The sequence below is a fragment of the Mycobacterium asiaticum DSM 44297 genome (assembly GCF_000613245.1).
GTDB lineage: Bacteria > Actinomycetota > Actinomycetes > Mycobacteriales > Mycobacteriaceae > Mycobacterium > Mycobacterium asiaticum.
The window spans coordinates 1,398,407-1,414,420 of sequence record NZ_HG964937.1 but is presented as its reverse complement, the minus strand read 5'-3'; the positions used below and the strand labels follow the sequence as shown (position 1 = coordinate 1,414,420).

Here is a 16,014-nt window from a genome sequence, read left to right as displayed (position 1 = left end):
TGACATGGGTCGCGGGCCGGGGGGACATCGGGTCTCAGACGCGTGGTGGACGCTGATCCTGCTCGCGGTGATCGGGGTGGTCGTGCTGGTGACGGCGGTGTCCTTCACCGGCTCCCTGCGCTCCTTCGTGCCGGTGACGCTGGTTGCCGACCGTTCCGGCCTGGTCATGGACACCGGCGCCAAGGTGATGCTGCGCGGTGTACAGGTCGGCCGGGTCAGCCGGATCGGCCAAGGCAACAAGGGCACCAGCCTGTCGCTGGAGATCGATCCGGACCAAACCCGGTTCATCCCAGCCAATGTCGAGGCCCAGATCAGCGCGACGACCGCTTTCGGCGCCAAGTTCGTGGACCTGGTGATACCGGAAAACCCAAGCGCCGCCAGGTTATCCAGCGGCTCGGTGGTGCATTCACGGAATGTCAGCACGGAGATCAACACGGTCTTCGAGAACGTCGTCGACCTGCTGAACATGATCGACCCGCTCAAGCTGAACGCGGTACTGACCGCGGTGGCCGATGCCGTTCGCGGCCAGGGGGAGCGGATCGGCCAAGCCACCACCAGCCTCAACGAGGTGTTGCAGGCACTGAATGCGCGTCGCGAGACCATCGGCCGGAACTGGTGGTCGGTCCGGAATTTCGCCGACACTTACGACGCCGCCGCTGACGACATCGTCACGATCCTCAACGCCGCCAGCACTACCAGCGTCACTATCACGGATCACTCGAAACAGTTGGACGCGCTGCTGCTCAATGTGATCGGACTGTCAGACAGCGGTACGGCCCTGCTCGGTTACAGCAGAGACAATCTGGTGGCTTCCGTCAACGTCCTCGAGCCGACCACGAGCCTGCTGTCCAAGTACAGCCCCGAGTACACCTGCTTCCTGCAGGGCACCAAGTGGTACCTCGACAACGGCGGATACTCCGCGTGGGGCGGTGCCGACGGCCGGACGCTGCAACTCGATGTGGCGCTGCTACTCGGCAACGACCCCTACGTCACCCCGGACAACCTGCCGCGCGTCGCGGCCAAGGGCGGTCCCGGCGGACAGCCCGGCTGCGGTTCACTGCCGGACGCCAGCAAGAACTTCCCAGTGCGCCAACTGATTACCGACACCGGCTGGGGAACGGGACTCGACATCCGGCCCAACCCTGGTCTCGGGCATCCCTGCTGGGCGGACTACTTCCCGGTCACGCGCGCGGTGCCCCAGCCGCCGTCCATCCGCCAGTGCCTGCCCGGCCCGGCGCCCGGCCCGAATTCGGGTGGGCCACCGTACGGGGCGGCGCTGTACGGGCCGGGAGGAGTGCCGTTATGGCCCGGAATCCCGCCCGCAATCCCGCCTGGTGAACCCGGCGGTCAGGCGGGTGAGCACCCATGAGGGAGAACCTCCGCGGCGTCGTCGTGCGCCTCGCGGCATTCCTGACGGTCTGCGTGCTGACCGCGTTCCTGCTCGTCGCCGTCTTCGGCGAGGTGCGATTCGGTGACGGCAAAACCTATTACGCCGAGTTCACCAATGTGTCGAATCTCAGGGAGGGCAAGCTGGTACGCATCGCCGGCGTCGAAGTCGGGAAGGTCGGCAAGATCTCGGTCAACCCGGACGCGACGGTGCGGGTCGAGTTCACCGCCGAGGACTCGGTCGTCCTGACCGAGGGCACCCTGGGCGTGATCCGGTACGACAACCTGTTCGGCGACCGCTATCTGGCCTTGGAGGAAGGAGCGGGTGGGCTCGCGGTGCTGCGCCCCGGACAGACAATCCCGTTGGCCCGCACCAAACCGGCGCTGGATCTGGACGCGCTGATCGGCGGCTTCAAGCCGCTGTTTCGCGCATTGAATCCAGACCAGGTCAACGCGCTCAGCGAACAACTGCTGCAAGCCTTTCAAGGCCAGGGGCCCACCATCACCTCGTTCCTGGAGCAAGCCGCGGCCCTGACCAACACCCTGGCGGACCGCGATCAGTTGATCGGGCAGGTGATCGACAATCTCAACGTGGTGCTGGGTTCGCTTGGCGGCCAGAGTGATCGGCTGGATCAGGCGGTGGCCTCGCTGGCGCAGTTGGTGCACGGGCTGGCCGAACGCAAGGCCGATCTGTCCAATGCGGTGGCCTACACCAATGCCGCCTCGGGTTCGATCGCGGACCTGCTGGCTCAGGCCCGCGCGCCGATGTCAAAGGTCGTACGCGAGACGGATCGGGTCGCGAGCATCGCGCTCGCCGACCACGACTACCTGGACAACCTGCTCAACACGCTGCCCGACAAATACCAAGCGCTGGTGCGCCAGGGCATGTACGGCGATTTTTTCGCCTTCTACCTGTGCGATGTCGTGCTGAAGGTCAACGGCAAGGGCGGTCAGCCGGTTTACGTCAAGGTGGCCGGGCAGGCCACCGGGCGGTGCGCGCCGAAATGAAATCCTTCGCCGAGCGCAACCGGCTGGTCATCGGCACTGTGGGCATTGTGCTTGTTGCCGGCGCGGTCGCGGCCGCCCTGCAATACCAGCACCTGCCCTTCCTCGATCAGGGCCGAACTGTTGCCGCCTATTTCGTCGACGCGGGTGGTTTGCGCACCGACAACACTGTCGAGGTCTCCGGTTATCCGGTCGGGAAGGTGGCCAGCATCGAACTCGACGGACCGGGCGTACTGGTCACGTTCAAGGTGGACAACAACATTAGGCTGGGCAGCCGCACCGAGGCGGCGATCAAGACCAAAGGGCTGTTGGGCAGCAAGTTTTTGGACATCACTCCGCGCGGCGATGGCCGGCTGGAAGGACCCATCCCGCTCGAGCGCACCATGTCGCCCTACCAGTTGCCCGACGTGCTGGGCGATTTGGCCACCACGATCAGCGGACTGAACACCAACCAGCTGTCGGAATCGCTGGACACCTTGGCGCGTACCTTCGCCGACACACCGGCCGACTTCCGCGACGCGATGAAGGGCGTCGCCCGGCTCGCGCAGACACTGGATGAACGGGATGCCCAGCTGCGAAGGCTGCTGGACAACGCCGCCAAGGCGACCGGCGTGCTCGCCAAACGCAGCGACCAGATCGTCGGTCTGGTACGTGACACGACATCGCTGCTGGCTCAACTACGGACGCAAAGTGCGGCCCTGGAACAAATTTGGGGAAATATCTCGGCAGTGTCGCGACAACTGCAGGGCTTCATCGGAGAAAACCGGCAGCAACTGCGGCCGGCGCTGGACAAGCTCAACGGGGTCCTGTCGATCGTGGACGAGCGCAAGGAACGCATCAAGCAGGCCATCCCGCTGCTCAACTCCTATGTCATGTCGCTCGGCGAATCACTCTCGTCCGGGCCATTTTTCAAGGCGTATGTGGTGAATCTGCTACCCGGCCAGTTCGTGCAGCCGTTCATCAGTGCCGCGTTCTCCGACCTCGGGCTGGACCCGGCCACCCTGCTGCCCTCGCAGCTGACCGACCCGCCGACCGGGCAGCCCGGCACGCCGGCGCTGCCGATCCCGTATCCGCGCACCGGCCAGGGCGGTGAGCCGCGGCTGAACCTGCCGGATGCCATCACCGGAAAACCCGGCGATCCCCGCTACCCATACCGGCCGGAGCCACCGGCCCCGCCACCTGGTGGCCCACCACCCGGGCCACCGGGTCCGCTGCCGCCGGGAGGGCAACCATGACAAGGCAACTCAGGCGGCGCCGGTCCCTGCTCGCGACGGTCCTGACCCTGGTGCTGATGACCGGGGTGATAGTTGCGATGCGGAGCGCCGACGAGACCGCGCGGACCGTCGTGATCGCCTACTTCGAGAACAGCAACGGGGTCTTCGCCGGTGACGATGTCCGCATCCGGGGTGTGCCGGTCGGCAAGATTACCAAGATCGAACCGCAGCCGCTGCGGTCCAAGATCACGTTCTGGTTCGACCGCAAGCACAAGGTTCCGGCCAACACCAACGCGGCGATCTTGTCGCCGCAACTCGTCACCGGCCGCGCCATCCAGTTGACTCCGCCGTATTCCGGTGGGCCCGCCCTGGCCGACGGGGCGGTGATTCCGCAGGAACGCACCGTGGTTCCGGTGGAGTGGGACGACCTGCGCACCCAACTGCAGCGACTCACCGAACTGCTCAAACCCACCCAACCGGGCGGCGTCAGCACACTGGGTGCCCTGATCAACACTGCCGCGGACAACCTGCGCGGCCAGGGCACCACCATCCGCGACACGATCGTCAAGCTCTCCCAGGCGGTTTCGGCGCTCGCCGACCACAGCAACGACATCTTCGCCACCGTGAAGAATCTGTCGACCCTGGTGAGCGCGCTGCACGACAGCGCTGATCTGCTCGAACAGCTCAACCACAACCTGGCCGCGGTCTCTTCGGTGCTGGCCGACGATCCCACCAAGGTTGCGCAGGCGGCCGAGGACCTCAACGCAGTGGTCGACGACGTGCGGAGCTTCACGGCGGACAACCGCGAAGCGATCGGCACGGCGTCGGACAAACTCACGTCCATCACCAGGGTGCTGGTGTCCAGCCTCGATGACCTCAAGCAGACCCTGCACATCAGCCCGACGGTGCTGCAGAACTTCAACAACATCTTCGAACCAGCCAACGGCTCGCTGACCGGAGCGCTGGCCGGTACCAACATGGCCAACCCAATCGCCTTCCTGTGCGGTGCGATTCAAGCCGCCTCGCGGCTGGGCGGAGAGGAAGCGGCGAAGCTGTGCGTGCAGTACATGGCGCCCATCGTGAAAAACCGCCAGTACAACTTCCCACCGATCGGGGAGAACCTCTTCGTCGGGGCACAGGCCCGGCCCAACGAAGTCACCTACAGCGAAAACTGGCTACGGCCGGACTTCGTTCCGCCGGCCACGACCACACCGGCGGACCCCGCGGCCGGCTTGCCCGGCCTGATGATCCCCCCGGGAGCAGGCTCATGAGCGTGTGCCGCCGGCTGGTGTGCCTCGTGATAATCGTGTCGGCGGCATCCGGTTGCGGCTGGCGGGGGCTGAACTCGCTGCCGCTGCCCGGCACCGAGGGCAACGGTCCGGGATCCTTCGTGATCCAGGTGCAACTGCCGGACGTCAACAACATTCAGGCCAACTCGCGGGTCCGGGTCGCCGACGTGACGGTCGGTCATGTGACGAAGATCGAGCGGCAGGGCTGGCACGCCCTTGTGACGATGCGGCTCAACGGCGACGTGAATTTGCCGGCCAACGCTACCGCCAAGATCGGCACCACCAGCCTGCTCGGCTCGTATCACATCGAGCTGGCCAGGCCGAAAGGTGAAGCGGCCCAAGGCAGGCTGCGCGACGGTTCGGTGATAACGCTGGCGCGCGCGGGTGCCTACCCGAGCACCGAACAGACGCTGGCGGCGCTGTCGCTGGTGCTCAACGGCGGCGGGTTGGGCCAGTTGCAGGACATCACCGAGGCACTGAGCACCGCGTTCCGCGGCCGCGAGCACGATCTGCGGGGTTTGATCGGCGAGCTGGACAGATTCGCCGCCTCCCTCAACAACCAGTCCGGTGACATCATCGCGGCCAACGACAGCCTCAATCGCCTGGTCGGCAGGTTCGCCACCCAGCAACCCGTGCTGGACCGGGCGCTGGCAACCATCCCCGACGCGCTCACGGTGCTTGACGGAGAGCGGGACAAGCTGGTCGAAGCCGCCGACAAACTCAGCAAATTCGCCGCGCTGACGGTCGACTCCGTCACCAGGACCAAAGCGAACCTCGTCAACGAGCTCTCCGAGATCGGGCCGGTGCTCGAGTCGCTGGCCAACGCCGGGCCCAGCCTCACCCGCTCGCTGTCGCTACTGGGCACCTTCCCCTTCCCCAATGAGACATTCGAAAATTTCCAGCGCGGCGACTACGCCAACCTCACCGCCATCGTCGACCTCACGCTCAGCCGAATCGACCAGGGGCTGTTCACCGGAACCCGGTGGGAGTGTCACCTGACTCAGCTCGAACTGCAGTGGGGGCGCACCATCGGCCAGTTCCCCAGCCCGTGCACCGCCGGATACCGCGGTACCCCCGGGAACCCGCTGACCACTCCGTACCACTGGGATCAGGGGCCGTAGATGCTGCATCTCCCGCGCCGGATCTTCATTCAGCTGACCGTGTTCACCGTGATCGCGGTGGGTGTGCTGGCGGTGACGTTCCTGCACTTCGTCAAGCTGCCGGCGATGCTGTTCGGAGTCGGGCGCTACACGGTGACGGTGCAGCTACCCGAAGCCGGCGGCCTGTACAGCACCGGAAACGTCACCTACCGCGGCTTCGAGGTGGGCCGGGTGGAGTCGGTGCGGCTGGCCGACATCGCCGCCGGCGCCGGCACCCGCACCGGAGTCGTCGCGGTGCTGTCCCTCAAGTCGGGTATCGACATCCCGTCCGACCTGCGGGCCGAGGTCCACAGTCATACCGCGATCGGCGAATCCTATGTAGACCTGTTGCCTCGCAACGCCACATCACGGCCCCTGCGCGACGGTGACGTGATCACGCTGGCCGACACCTCGGTGCCGCCCGACATCAACGCCCTACTCAGCGGGGCGAACACGGCTCTGGCGGCGATCCCGCGCGAGAACCTGAAGACCGTCGTCGACGAGTCCTACACCGCGGTGGGCGGGCTCGGACCGGAGCTGTCCCGGCTGGTGCTCGGGTCGTCGAAACTGGCGATCGATGCGCGCCAGAATCTCGACCCGCTGGTGACGCTGATCGACCGTGCACCGCCGGTGCTCGATTCCCAGGCCCGCAGCTCCGACGAGATCGCCTCGTGGGCGGCACATTTGGCCACGGTCACCACCGAACTGCAGACGCACGACCCGGCCGTGGCGGCCATCATCGATCGGGGCGGGCCGGCTTTAGGGGAAGTGCGTGAGCTGACCGAACGCCTGCAACCCACCCTGCCCATCCTGCTGGCCAACCTGGTCAGCGTCGGACAGGTCGCGTTGACCTACCACAACGACGTCGAGCAACTGTTGGTGGTGTTCCCGATGGCGATCAGCGCCGAGCAGGCCGGCATCTTGGCCAACTTGAACACCAAGCAGGCATACCGGGGCCAGTACCTGAGTTTCAATCTCAACCTCAATCTGCCGCCGCCGTGCACCACGGGATTCCTTCCGGCGCAACAACAACGCGTTCCCTCCTTCGAGGACTACCCGGCGCGCCCCGCCGGCGACCTGTATTGCCGGGTGCCGCAGGACTCGCCGCTCAACGTGCGCGGCGCCCGGAACCTCCCCTGCGAAACGGTGCCGGGCAAACGCGCGCCGACCGTGAAACTGTGCGAGAGCAACGAACCGTATGTGCCGCTCAACGACGGCTTCAACTGGAAGGGTGACCCGAACGCCACCCTGTCCGGACAAGACGTCCCCCAGTTGCCGCCCGCACCGCCCATCGCGGCAGCGGAGTACGACCCGGCCACCGGCACCTATATCGGACCCGACGGGCGGCGCTACACCCAATCCGACCTGGCGCAGACCGCGCCGAAAGACAAGACGTGGCAGACGATGCTGCTGCCGCCGGGCAGCTGAGGGAGGACCTATGTCCAAATCACCCCGTCGGGCCATTGCGTTCGGGCTGGCCGCCGCGACCGCCTTGGCGACACTGTTGTGCTGGTTCGGCTTTCGCGTCCACAATGAGCAGCAGGAACAGTCTCAGCGCAATCAGTTCCTCCAGGTTGCACGGCAGGCCGCGCTTAATCTGACGACCATCGACTGGCGACACGCCGACGCCGACGTGCACCGGATACTGGACAGCGCGACCGGGGAATTCCACAACGACTTCGCCAAGCGGTCACAGCCGTTCATCGAAGTCCTGCAGGAAGCCAAGGCCAGCACAGTCGGCACCATCACGGAGGCGGCGCTGGAATCACAAACCTCGGATACCGCCCGAGCGCTCGTCGTCGTGTCCGTGCAAACCTCCAATGCCGGTGCGGCCGAACCGGTTCCGCGAGTGTGGCGAATGCGGATCACGGTCCAACGGACCGGAGCTGGGGTCAAGGTCGCCAACGTCGGGTTCGTGGCATGATTGTCCGCACACCAAAAGCATTGGCAAAGATCAACATTCGCTGGGCCAAGGTCATAGGCTACGCGCTGCTGCCAGCCCTGGCCATGACGCTGACAGGCGCCGCGGCGGCGCTGAAGTGGCGGGACGGTTCCGAGCGCGACGCCGCCGTTGCCCGCGTCGAGTCGGTGCAGGCCGCCACCCAGGCGACCATCGCACTGCTGTCGTACCGGCCGGACACCGTCCAACGGGATCTCGAGGCGGCACGGAGCCGGTTGACCGGCAATTTCCTCAACGCCTACACCCAGCTGACCCAAGACGTCGTGATCCCGGGCGCACAACAAAAGCAGATCTCAGCGGTGGCCACCGTACCGGCAGCGGGCGCGGTATCGGCTTCCGCCAGTCACGCCGTTGTGCTGTTGTTCGTGAACCAGACCATCGTGGTCGGTCAGGACGCTCCGACGAGCACCGCATCCAACGTGCGAGTCACCTTGGACCGGATCAACGGGCGCTGGCTGATCTCACGATTCGACCCGATCTGAGTATCCGATGCCGCGCTTACGCCACCGAACCGGAGAAATCAGTGCTGCGATTTTGGCCGGCGCACTTCTGACCGGCGCAACGGCACCCGGCGCGCACGCCGACACGGTTGCTTATCTGGTCAACGTGACCATGCGGCCCGGGTACGACTTCGCCACCGCCGACGTCGCGTTGAGTTACGGACATGCCCTGTGCGACAAGGTTGCTCAGGGCCGCGGGTACGCACCAATCCTGAGCGACATCGAATCCGACTTCGCGACCGCGGATGAGTATCAGGCTTCGTATCTACTCAGCCAGGCGGTCAACGAACTTTGTCCGGCATTGATCTGGCAGCTGCGCAAGTCAGCAGCGGCCCGGTAAGGGAGACACCATGCGACGCTTGTTGCTTGTCCTGCCCACCCTGCTGGCCATGGGCGCCGCGATGGACCCCGGTGCGGCGCACGCCGACAACAAACGGCTCAACGACAGCGTCGTGGCCAACATCTACACGGTGCAGCACCAGGCCGGCTGCACCAACGACGTCAGGATCAGCCCGCCGCTGCAACTGGCGGCCCAATGGCACGCCGTCGACCTGCTGAGGCACCGCGACCTCGACGGCGACAATGGCTCGGACGGATCCATGCCGCAAGACCGGGCGGTCGCCGCCGGTTTCCGCGGCAGGGTGGCCGAGACAGAAGCGATCAATCCGGCCATGGCCATCAGCGGCGTCGAAATCCTCAACCAGTGGTATTACCAGCCCGGGTATTTCGCGATCATGTCGAACTGCGCCAACAGCCAAATCGGGGTGTGGTCGGAGAACAGCCCGGATCGCACGGTGGTGGTGGCCGTCTACGGACAGCCGGACGGCGCCGCCCCGGCACCGCCGAACACGACGAAGCCGCCCGCCGTGGTGGCCCTGCCGGAGAACGTTCCGCTCGACCCCAGCCCGGACTACGACGCCACGGACGAGGTCGAGTACGCGATTAGCTGGTTCCCGTGGATCTTGCGGGGCGGGTATCCGCCACCAGCGATGCCCCCGCAGTGACGCGGGGCTTAGCCGTCGTCGCCGGCCAACCGCTCGGCGGTGGCCGCCAGGACCTGCCGGCAGCCGGCCCACATGCTTGCGATGATGTGGGCGGCCGGTGGCAGGTCCTCGATGCGGCCGGCCACCTGACCGGTGTTGGCGACGCTGGCGTCCATGTCACCGTCGAAGTACAGCCGCTGCACCCGCTGCAGCGCGGCGCCGCCCTCTTCGAATGAGGCTGAGGCGTCCAGCTTTTCGGCGGCCGGTGTGCGGATGACCCGCATCATCCGCCTGCCGTCCAGTGGCAGCAGCACGGTGGAGGTCTCGTCCGCCCGCACTACCGCCTGCTTGAGGTTGCCGTGCACCGGGGACTCCGCCGACGCGAGTAGGCGGGTACCCATCTGGACACCGTCGGCACCGAGCACGAACGCCGCAGCCATGGACCGGGCGTCGCAGATACCGCCCGCGGCCACAATCGGCACGTCGACGTGGGCCGCCACCAGCGGCAGCAGCACCATGGTCGAGGCCCCGAACCGGTTCTTGAACCCGCCTCCCTCGACCCCTTCGACCACCAGACCGTCCACACCGGCGTCGACCGCCTTTTTGGCGGCGGCCAGGGTGCCCACCACGTGGAATACGGTGATGCCCGCGTCGTGCAGGCGCACGGTGAACAGTCTCGGGTCGCCGGCCGACGTGGTGACAAAGCGAATGTCGTTGGCTACCAACAGGTCCACCACGGCTGGATCGCGGTTGAACAGCAGCGCGATGTTCGCCCCGACCGGTCGGTCGGTGAGCTCGTGCACCCGTTGCACATCGGCACGGCCCTGCTCCGAGGTGGTTTCGATGATGCCCAACCCGCCCGCGTTGGATACCGCCGCCGCGAGTTGGGCGCCCGCGATATAGGTCATCGGCGCCTGGATGATCGGAATATCGACCCGCGCCAGCGCGCAGAGCCGGTTGGTCCCGGAGGCGCGGGTCTCCTCAGTCGTCATGGTGGCCTGCGGATTCGGGGTGGCGCGGATCGACGAGGTCGCGAAACCCTTCGGCACGATGCACGGCGGCACCAAGGCTGCGGACCCGTTCGGTCAATGCCCGATCCGAGGTCACCACCCGGATTTCGCCCGGCGCAGGGTCGGCCCGCACCATCCGGACGATCTCGTCATCGGCCGAGTTGGCGGCCGCCCGCGGCGCATACGCCACCTGGATCACCGATGAGGTAAGGGGAGTCGCGAGCGGTCGCTCGAACACCACCGTGACCCGCTCCGCGTCGCTGCCGGAAGCGGCGGACGCCCACGCGTCCAGACGTTCCACCAGCGTCGCCATCGCCCGCCGGCGGTCCTTCCACCAGCCATCCGGGCGACTGCCGATCACGTTCATGCCGTCGACGATCCAGCGCACGAGCAGTTCAGAACCACCGGCGCCTGCGGGACCGCTGCGCGTGCCGCTGCACGGCGGCCTCCTCCAGCACCCCGAGCGCGTTGATGACCTCGAGCTGCGACAGGATGAGCAACCCATTGAGCTGCTTGAGTCGTTCAGGGTTGTTCTCGATCGCTTCCTGGTCGTCGACATAGATCTGCAGGAAGTCACGCAACGCCTTGCTGCCGGTCATCCGTTCGGGGACTTTCATTTGCCGCAGGATGGAGGCCATGTCGGGCTCATCGGTCACAGAACCGCTCCTTGTCGATCGAGTGTCAGCGTTAGCGTAGGAGACCGCGCCCGTATGGGGAGCGATCCGGGGCGGACACCCGAGGGTCGATCAGAGCAGACGCTCGAGGAATTGGCGGTCCGGGAGGTCCTCGCGATCCTGGCGGTCCTGGCGCTGATTGTCGTCCGACTCGTCGGGCGCCGTAGCCGACGCCAGACTCGGTTTTGCGGCACCGCCGGCCGACGTACCGGCTCCCATCCCGCTGCCCAGCGGGGCCGCGCCGCTCATCGCGGACGACCCGGCATTCGCGGCGGCGGAGGTGGCCGAAGATGTCGATGCTTCGGCCGCTCCAGCGACCAGAGGATTGCTTGCCGCCGCGGCGAGTTCGCTCTGCAGCGCGGCCGAACCCAGTCCGGCGCCGCCGCTCGTCGCCGCCGCCGAGCCGAGCCTGGACATCGGGTTGGCGCTGAACAGCAGGGCGCCGGCGGCGTTGTCGTCGGATTCGCCGTACATCCGGGCGATGTCCGTCAGCGCACTCCCGGTGCGCATCAATTCCTCTTGGGCGGCCGTGTTCGACGCCAGCATGGTCGCGGCTTCTTGCGCGAACGCCAGCACCGCCTGGGCGGACACCTCCTCGCCACCCGCCGGGATGAGCCCGCTCAGCACCGACATCGCCGCCGTCGAACCGGCGCTGACGCCCTGGCTACCGATGTCGACCAGTTGCGAGCCGATGTCGCCCGCCGCCGGGTTGTGGGACATGGAGTCCATTGCCATCTGCGTGTTGCTCCTGTGTTTGTGACCGCGCTTACCGCCGGAACCTCCGTTCCGACCGGTGCTGGACAACACATCAATTCTAAGGTCTGCTGCGCGTGCCGGATGCACCTTTTCCCGCGCCTGAGCACAATGCGCAAAACCACGAAATCGTCGCTTACTCCGACTATCGCCTAGAAGCGCGACGGGTCCCAAACAGCGCCATACGTTGGGTTTCAACGCATCACGCGAACAAGGGAGTATCCACATGGAACCCATGACTTTTCACCCCGTCGTTGCCGACCTCGGCGCGCAGGTAGTGCAACTCGGCGGCGACGCCCTCGAAGCCGGTGACCGCGCGTCGCTGTCCGTGACCGGCCTGCCGCCGGCCGGGGCCGATGAGATGTCAGCGCTGGCTTCGGCCGCCTTCCAGAACGAAGCGGCCTCGCTGCTGCAACTGCACGCGGCGGCGCAGCAGGAGCTGATGCGGGCGGGTACGGCATTCATCGAGATCGCGCAGACCTACACGGACGTCGACGAATCGGCAGCCCGCGCGGTGGTGTTCAGCGCTCTGCCGATGTCGGCTCGGTGGTCGGCGGCATAACGCGGCGAGCCGCGGGTCCGCGGGTCAGCGCGTAGGCCGCGCGGCCGGCTTGGGCGTCGCGGCGAATTCCTGTTCGGGCCGTCCCGTCGTCCCGTACCGCAACCCCACCGTGAGTTCGCCGGTGGCCGCCAGCGCGGCCAGGTAGCGCTGTGCGGTCGCCCTGGAGATGCCAATCGCGCCGGCGACCTCCGCCGCCGACATCGGTGCCGGCGAAGCTTGCAATGCCTGCAAGACGAGCTTTTTGGTGGGCGACGCCACGGGGGTAGAGGATTGCGGCGGAAGCACTTTGGGGCGTAGTGCATCCAGCGCGGAGTCCACGTCGGCGGCGCTGAGGTTGGGGCTGGACAGGATCTTGCGGTAGCGCGCGTAGCCCGCTAGCCGGGCGGCCAGCTCGGTCGTTGCGAACGGCTTCACCAGATAGCTGAGCGCCCCGGCCGCCAGCGCGGCGCGAATTGTCTCGGCCTCGGTGGCCGCGGTGAGCACCATGCTGTCGCCGCGCAGTTCACGGACGAAGTCAACACCGGAGCCGTCGGGCAGGTAGACGTCGACCAACGCCAGGTCTACCGGCGCGGCATGCCGCGCCGACGCGAGCGTGTTCGCGGTGGCGACCACCGTGAAACCCGGCATGGCTTCGACGATTCCCGCGTGCATGTTGGCGACCCGGAAATCGTCGTCGACCACCAGCACCGTCAGGTCTGTGCTGCCCATTGCTCCTCCTCCGCCATCACACCCGGAAGTCGGGCGATGAACTCCGCACCGGTCAGCCCCCGCGGGGCAGCCGGGTCGCCCGGACTCGACAACCAGAGTTCGCCGCCGAGGGCACGGCTGATCTGGCGGGACAACGCCAGCCCGATGCCGCGGCCGCCCGGGATCCCGGAGTCCGGCTTGGTGGAGGTGCCCTCGGTGAACAGCAGGTCCACGAAGTCAGTCGCCACCCCGTCACCGCTATCGGCAACGGTGACGTGCAGGGTCGAATCCTGCTGCAGCAGCTCTACTTCCACCACCTTGGTGCTGTTGGCGCTGGTCCGGGCCGCATCGATCGCGTTGTCGATCAAGTTGCCAACCACCGTGGTCACGTCCACTGCAAGTTCGAGCCGACCCGACACCCAGGTGTTGTCGCCGATCTTCAGGGTCACGCCCGCCTCGCGGGCGGCGGCGGCCTTCGCCGCGAGGAAGGCCTGCAGGTGGGTGTCACGGATGGCGTCGAGTCCAGGCACGGTCACACCGAGGGGACCGGAACCGAGCAATTCCTCCAAATAATCCAGGCCCTCCTCGAGGTGGCCGGTGTGCAACAGACCATTGAGCAGGTGCAACCTGTTGGCGAACTCGTGGCGCTGGGCGCGCAAGGCGGTGCTCATCACTTGTACCGCGTCCAGTTGCCGGGTCAGCGACTCGACATCGGTGCGATCGCGTACCACCAGCACGGTGCCCAGCTCGCGCCCTTCGCGCTGCACCTTGCGCGCCGAGACCACCACGATCCGGTGGCCCACGGTGGCCAGCGTGGGCGCCGCGTCTGCGGCGTGGAACACATCGAGAACTCTGGGCGTCAAACCGATCTCGTCGATCCGGCCGCCCAGCCGGGTACCGATCTCGAGCAGCCGGCACGCCTCGTCGTTGACGAAGGTGATGCTGCCGGTCTCGTCGGCGGCCAGCACACCCTCGCCGATCCCGTGCAGCACCGCCGCCTGGGTGCGAACCAGTTCGGCCATCTCGGCCGGCCGCAGCCCGAGGGTCATCCCGCGCCACCGCCGTGCCAGCGCGACCGAGCCCACCACACCGATCAGCAGGGCCGCGCCGCCCAGCGGCGCCAGCACCCGCAGGTTCTTGGAGAACTGTTCGTCGAACTCCTTGGTGGAAATCCCGACACTGACCATGCCCAGCACCCGATTCGTACCAGGTTCCAGCACAGGCACTTTCGCGACGATTGATCGACCCAGGGTGCCTGATTCATGGCGCACTTCCTCGTGCCCGGCGAGCACTTGCGCGGGATCGGTGCTGACCTTGCGGCCCAGTTCGTCGCGGTGCGGATGGGCCAGCCGTACCCCTTGGGTGTTGGTGATGACTACGAACAAGACATGGGTGCGTTGCTCGACGCGGGAGGCGACGGTCTGCAGCGGGCCGGTGGCGAGTTCGGCCACCGAGGCGGGATCGGGCGTGATCGCGGTGTCGTCATACCGGGCGATGTTGTTCAGCACCGTCGGGGAGGAAGCCACGACGCGGGCGATGTCCTTGGCGTGCACACCGTATTGCAGGTCCAGCCGGTGCCGATTGAACTCGGCGAACAGCACAAACGCGACGATCAGGGTCAGCGTGACCAGCACCAGTTGCAATAACAGCACCCGGCTGGCGAGCCGCAAGTCGATGCGACCGGGCATGCGGGGACAATATCACGCGGCGATGAGCAGAATGCGCAAAACTCAACCAAGATCTACCCGGATAGCCTGTCGCGTTCGAAAGGAAATGGTCCGTAGAAATTCTTGAACAGGTCATCCGACGAGCGAAATAACGATAGCCTCCACGAGCACACAGAGTCGTCTCTTTCATTGTCACGACAGCGAGGACAGCAATGTTTGTAGCAGTGATGCCCGAAACGCTCACGGCGACAGCCGCCGACGTAACTGGAATTAATTCGGTGCTCAGATCAGCCAATCTTGCGGCCGGTCCCCAAATTACATCGGTGCTGGCGGCGGGAGCCGACGAGGTGTCGGCGGCGGTCGCAGCGCTGTTCTCCGGGCACGGCGTCGCCTACCAGGGTCTGGCGGCAGAATTGTCCGCAATTCAAGAGCGGTTTGCGCAGGCTTTGCACACAGCCGCCATCAATTACGCCAGTGCCGAAACGACCAATCTCGCGCAGCTGCAACTCCAGGCGGCCACCGCCGGGCAACAAGTGCTCGACGCAGTGAATGCACCCTTCTACGCGCAGTTCGGCCGACCGCTGATCGGCAATGGCGCAGACGCGGCCGCAGGGAGCGGCCAGAACGGCGGTGCCGGCGGGATTTTGTGGGGCGACGGCGGCGCCGGGGGGAGCGGAACCGCCGGGAAAGCCGGTGGCAATGGCGGGGCGGCAGGCCTGATCGGCTCTGGCGGCCAAGGCGGCGCGGGAGGTGCCGGGGCGGCCGGAGGTGCTGGGGGCAGTGGCGGGTGGCTGTACGGAAGCGGCGGTAACGGCGGCGACGGCGGAGCCGCCACAGCGCTCAGTCTGGTCGGAGGTCGTGGCGGCGGGGGCGGAGACGCCGGCCTGTTAGGCACCGGAGGCAATGGCGGACGCGGGGGCGCCGGTTGGACCGGGGCCAACGGCACCAACCCGACCACCTCTACAAACCCGCTCCTGGACGGAGGGGACGGGCCGAGCAACACCGTGGTCAACGGAGTACTCACGGGCGGGAACGGCGTCAACGGCCAGCCCGGAACGGCCGGGGTCAACGGCGGTATGGGTGGCGACGGCGGCAGCGCCGATACCGATGTCGCGGGCGTGACGGGCAACGTCGTCGGTGGCCCGCGCGGAGACGGCGGCGGCGGGTTGCCAGCGTCGCACGTGG

The 16,014-nt window shown here is 66.7% G+C and carries 18 protein-coding genes; 12 read left to right on the top strand and 6 right to left on the bottom strand.

Annotation, left to right across the window (positions count from 1 at the left end; translation table 11 throughout):
* Positions 1-4: 4 nt before the first annotated feature.
* From BN972_RS16965 to BN972_RS16920, 10 genes are read left to right on the top strand one after another with little or no spacing between them, the layout of a single operon-like run.
* Positions 5-1,369 carry an MCE family protein gene (locus BN972_RS16965; RefSeq protein WP_036360046.1) on the top strand — a complete coding sequence of 455 codons (1,365 nt, stop codon included), beginning with the start codon at positions 5-7 and terminating at the stop codon, positions 1,367-1,369.
* Positions 1,366-2,394, top strand: a complete 1,029-nt coding sequence (locus tag BN972_RS16960) for a virulence factor Mce family protein (protein ID WP_036360044.1) — start codon at positions 1,366-1,368, stop codon at positions 2,392-2,394. The genes BN972_RS16965 and BN972_RS16960 overlap by 4 nt, the downstream gene beginning before the upstream one ends.
* On the top strand, positions 2,391-3,626 hold the full coding sequence (locus BN972_RS16955; RefSeq protein WP_036361136.1) for an MCE family protein: 1,236 nt from the start codon (positions 2,391-2,393) through the stop codon (positions 3,624-3,626). The genes BN972_RS16960 and BN972_RS16955 overlap by 4 nt, the downstream gene beginning before the upstream one ends.
* Positions 3,623-4,876: a virulence factor Mce family protein gene (locus BN972_RS16950; RefSeq protein WP_036360042.1), complete on the top strand. Its 1,254-nt coding sequence runs from the start codon at positions 3,623-3,625 to the stop codon at positions 4,874-4,876. The genes BN972_RS16955 and BN972_RS16950 overlap by 4 nt, the downstream gene beginning before the upstream one ends.
* Positions 4,873-6,015 carry a virulence factor Mce family protein gene (locus tag BN972_RS16945; protein WP_036360039.1) on the top strand — a complete coding sequence of 381 codons (1,143 nt, stop codon included), beginning with the start codon at positions 4,873-4,875 and terminating at the stop codon, positions 6,013-6,015. The genes BN972_RS16950 and BN972_RS16945 overlap by 4 nt, the downstream gene beginning before the upstream one ends.
* The gene (locus BN972_RS16940) at positions 6,016-7,461 is read left to right on the top strand and encodes an MCE family protein (RefSeq protein ID WP_036360037.1); all 1,446 of its coding nucleotides are present in this window, start codon (positions 6,016-6,018) and stop codon (positions 7,459-7,461) included.
* 10 nt (positions 7,462-7,471) lie between these two features.
* On the top strand, positions 7,472-7,957 hold the full coding sequence (locus BN972_RS16935) for a hypothetical protein (protein ID WP_051545539.1): 486 nt from the start codon (positions 7,472-7,474) through the stop codon (positions 7,955-7,957).
* 35 nt (positions 7,958-7,992) lie between these two features.
* Complete coding sequence (locus tag BN972_RS16930) at positions 7,993-8,475, top strand: hypothetical protein (RefSeq protein ID WP_036361131.1); 483 nt, start codon at positions 7,993-7,995, stop codon at positions 8,473-8,475.
* Positions 8,476-8,482: 7 nt separating this feature from the next.
* Positions 8,483-8,833 (top strand): DUF732 domain-containing protein, encoded by a 351-nt coding sequence (locus BN972_RS16925; RefSeq protein WP_036360035.1) that lies wholly within the window; start codon positions 8,483-8,485, stop codon positions 8,831-8,833.
* A 10-nt stretch (positions 8,834-8,843) separates the two neighbouring features.
* Positions 8,844-9,497: a CAP domain-containing protein gene (locus BN972_RS16920; protein WP_036360033.1), complete on the top strand. Its 654-nt coding sequence runs from the start codon at positions 8,844-8,846 to the stop codon at positions 9,495-9,497.
* 8 nt (positions 9,498-9,505) lie between these two features.
* Here the strand turns inward: BN972_RS16920 and BN972_RS16915 are convergent, their stop codons facing one another.
* The 4 genes from BN972_RS16915 to BN972_RS16900 all read right to left on the bottom strand — a co-directional run bounded on the left by BN972_RS16915 (position 9,506) and on the right by BN972_RS16900 (position 11,889).
* Positions 9,506-10,468 carry an NAD(P)H-dependent flavin oxidoreductase gene (locus tag BN972_RS16915; RefSeq protein ID WP_036360032.1) on the bottom strand — a complete coding sequence of 321 codons (963 nt, stop codon included), beginning with the start codon at positions 10,466-10,468 and terminating at the stop codon, positions 9,506-9,508.
* Complete coding sequence (locus BN972_RS16910) at positions 10,458-10,874, bottom strand: NYN domain-containing protein (RefSeq protein ID WP_036360030.1); 417 nt, start codon at positions 10,872-10,874, stop codon at positions 10,458-10,460. The genes BN972_RS16915 and BN972_RS16910 overlap by 11 nt, the downstream gene beginning before the upstream one ends.
* Before the next feature lie 7 nt (positions 10,875-10,881).
* Positions 10,882-11,142, bottom strand: a complete 261-nt coding sequence (locus tag BN972_RS16905; RefSeq protein WP_036360029.1) for a hypothetical protein — start codon at positions 11,140-11,142, stop codon at positions 10,882-10,884.
* Between the two features lie 90 nt (positions 11,143-11,232).
* Positions 11,233-11,889, bottom strand: a complete 657-nt coding sequence (locus tag BN972_RS16900; RefSeq protein ID WP_036361129.1) for a PE family protein — start codon at positions 11,887-11,889, stop codon at positions 11,233-11,235.
* 250 nt (positions 11,890-12,139) lie between these two features.
* On the opposite strand from BN972_RS16900, the gene BN972_RS16895 reads away from it, so the two are divergent.
* Positions 12,140-12,475, top strand: coding sequence for a PE domain-containing protein (locus tag BN972_RS16895; RefSeq protein WP_036360027.1), 336 nt, complete (start codon positions 12,140-12,142; stop codon positions 12,473-12,475).
* A 24-nt stretch (positions 12,476-12,499) separates the two neighbouring features.
* Here BN972_RS16895 and BN972_RS16890 read toward each other — a convergent pair whose 3' ends face one another.
* Together BN972_RS16890 and BN972_RS16885 are read right to left on the bottom strand one after the other, a co-directional pair.
* On the bottom strand, positions 12,500-13,183 hold the full coding sequence (locus BN972_RS16890) for a response regulator (protein ID WP_036360025.1): 684 nt from the start codon (positions 13,181-13,183) through the stop codon (positions 12,500-12,502).
* Complete coding sequence (locus BN972_RS16885) at positions 13,165-14,850, bottom strand: sensor histidine kinase (protein ID WP_200869735.1); 1,686 nt, start codon at positions 14,848-14,850, stop codon at positions 13,165-13,167. The genes BN972_RS16890 and BN972_RS16885 overlap by 19 nt, the downstream gene beginning before the upstream one ends.
* A gap of 191 nt (positions 14,851-15,041) precedes the next feature.
* Between BN972_RS16885 and BN972_RS30855 the strand changes: the two genes are divergently transcribed.
* A partial coding sequence (locus BN972_RS30855; protein WP_158497698.1) for a PE family protein occupies positions 15,042-16,014 on the top strand: 973 nt, incomplete at its 3' end.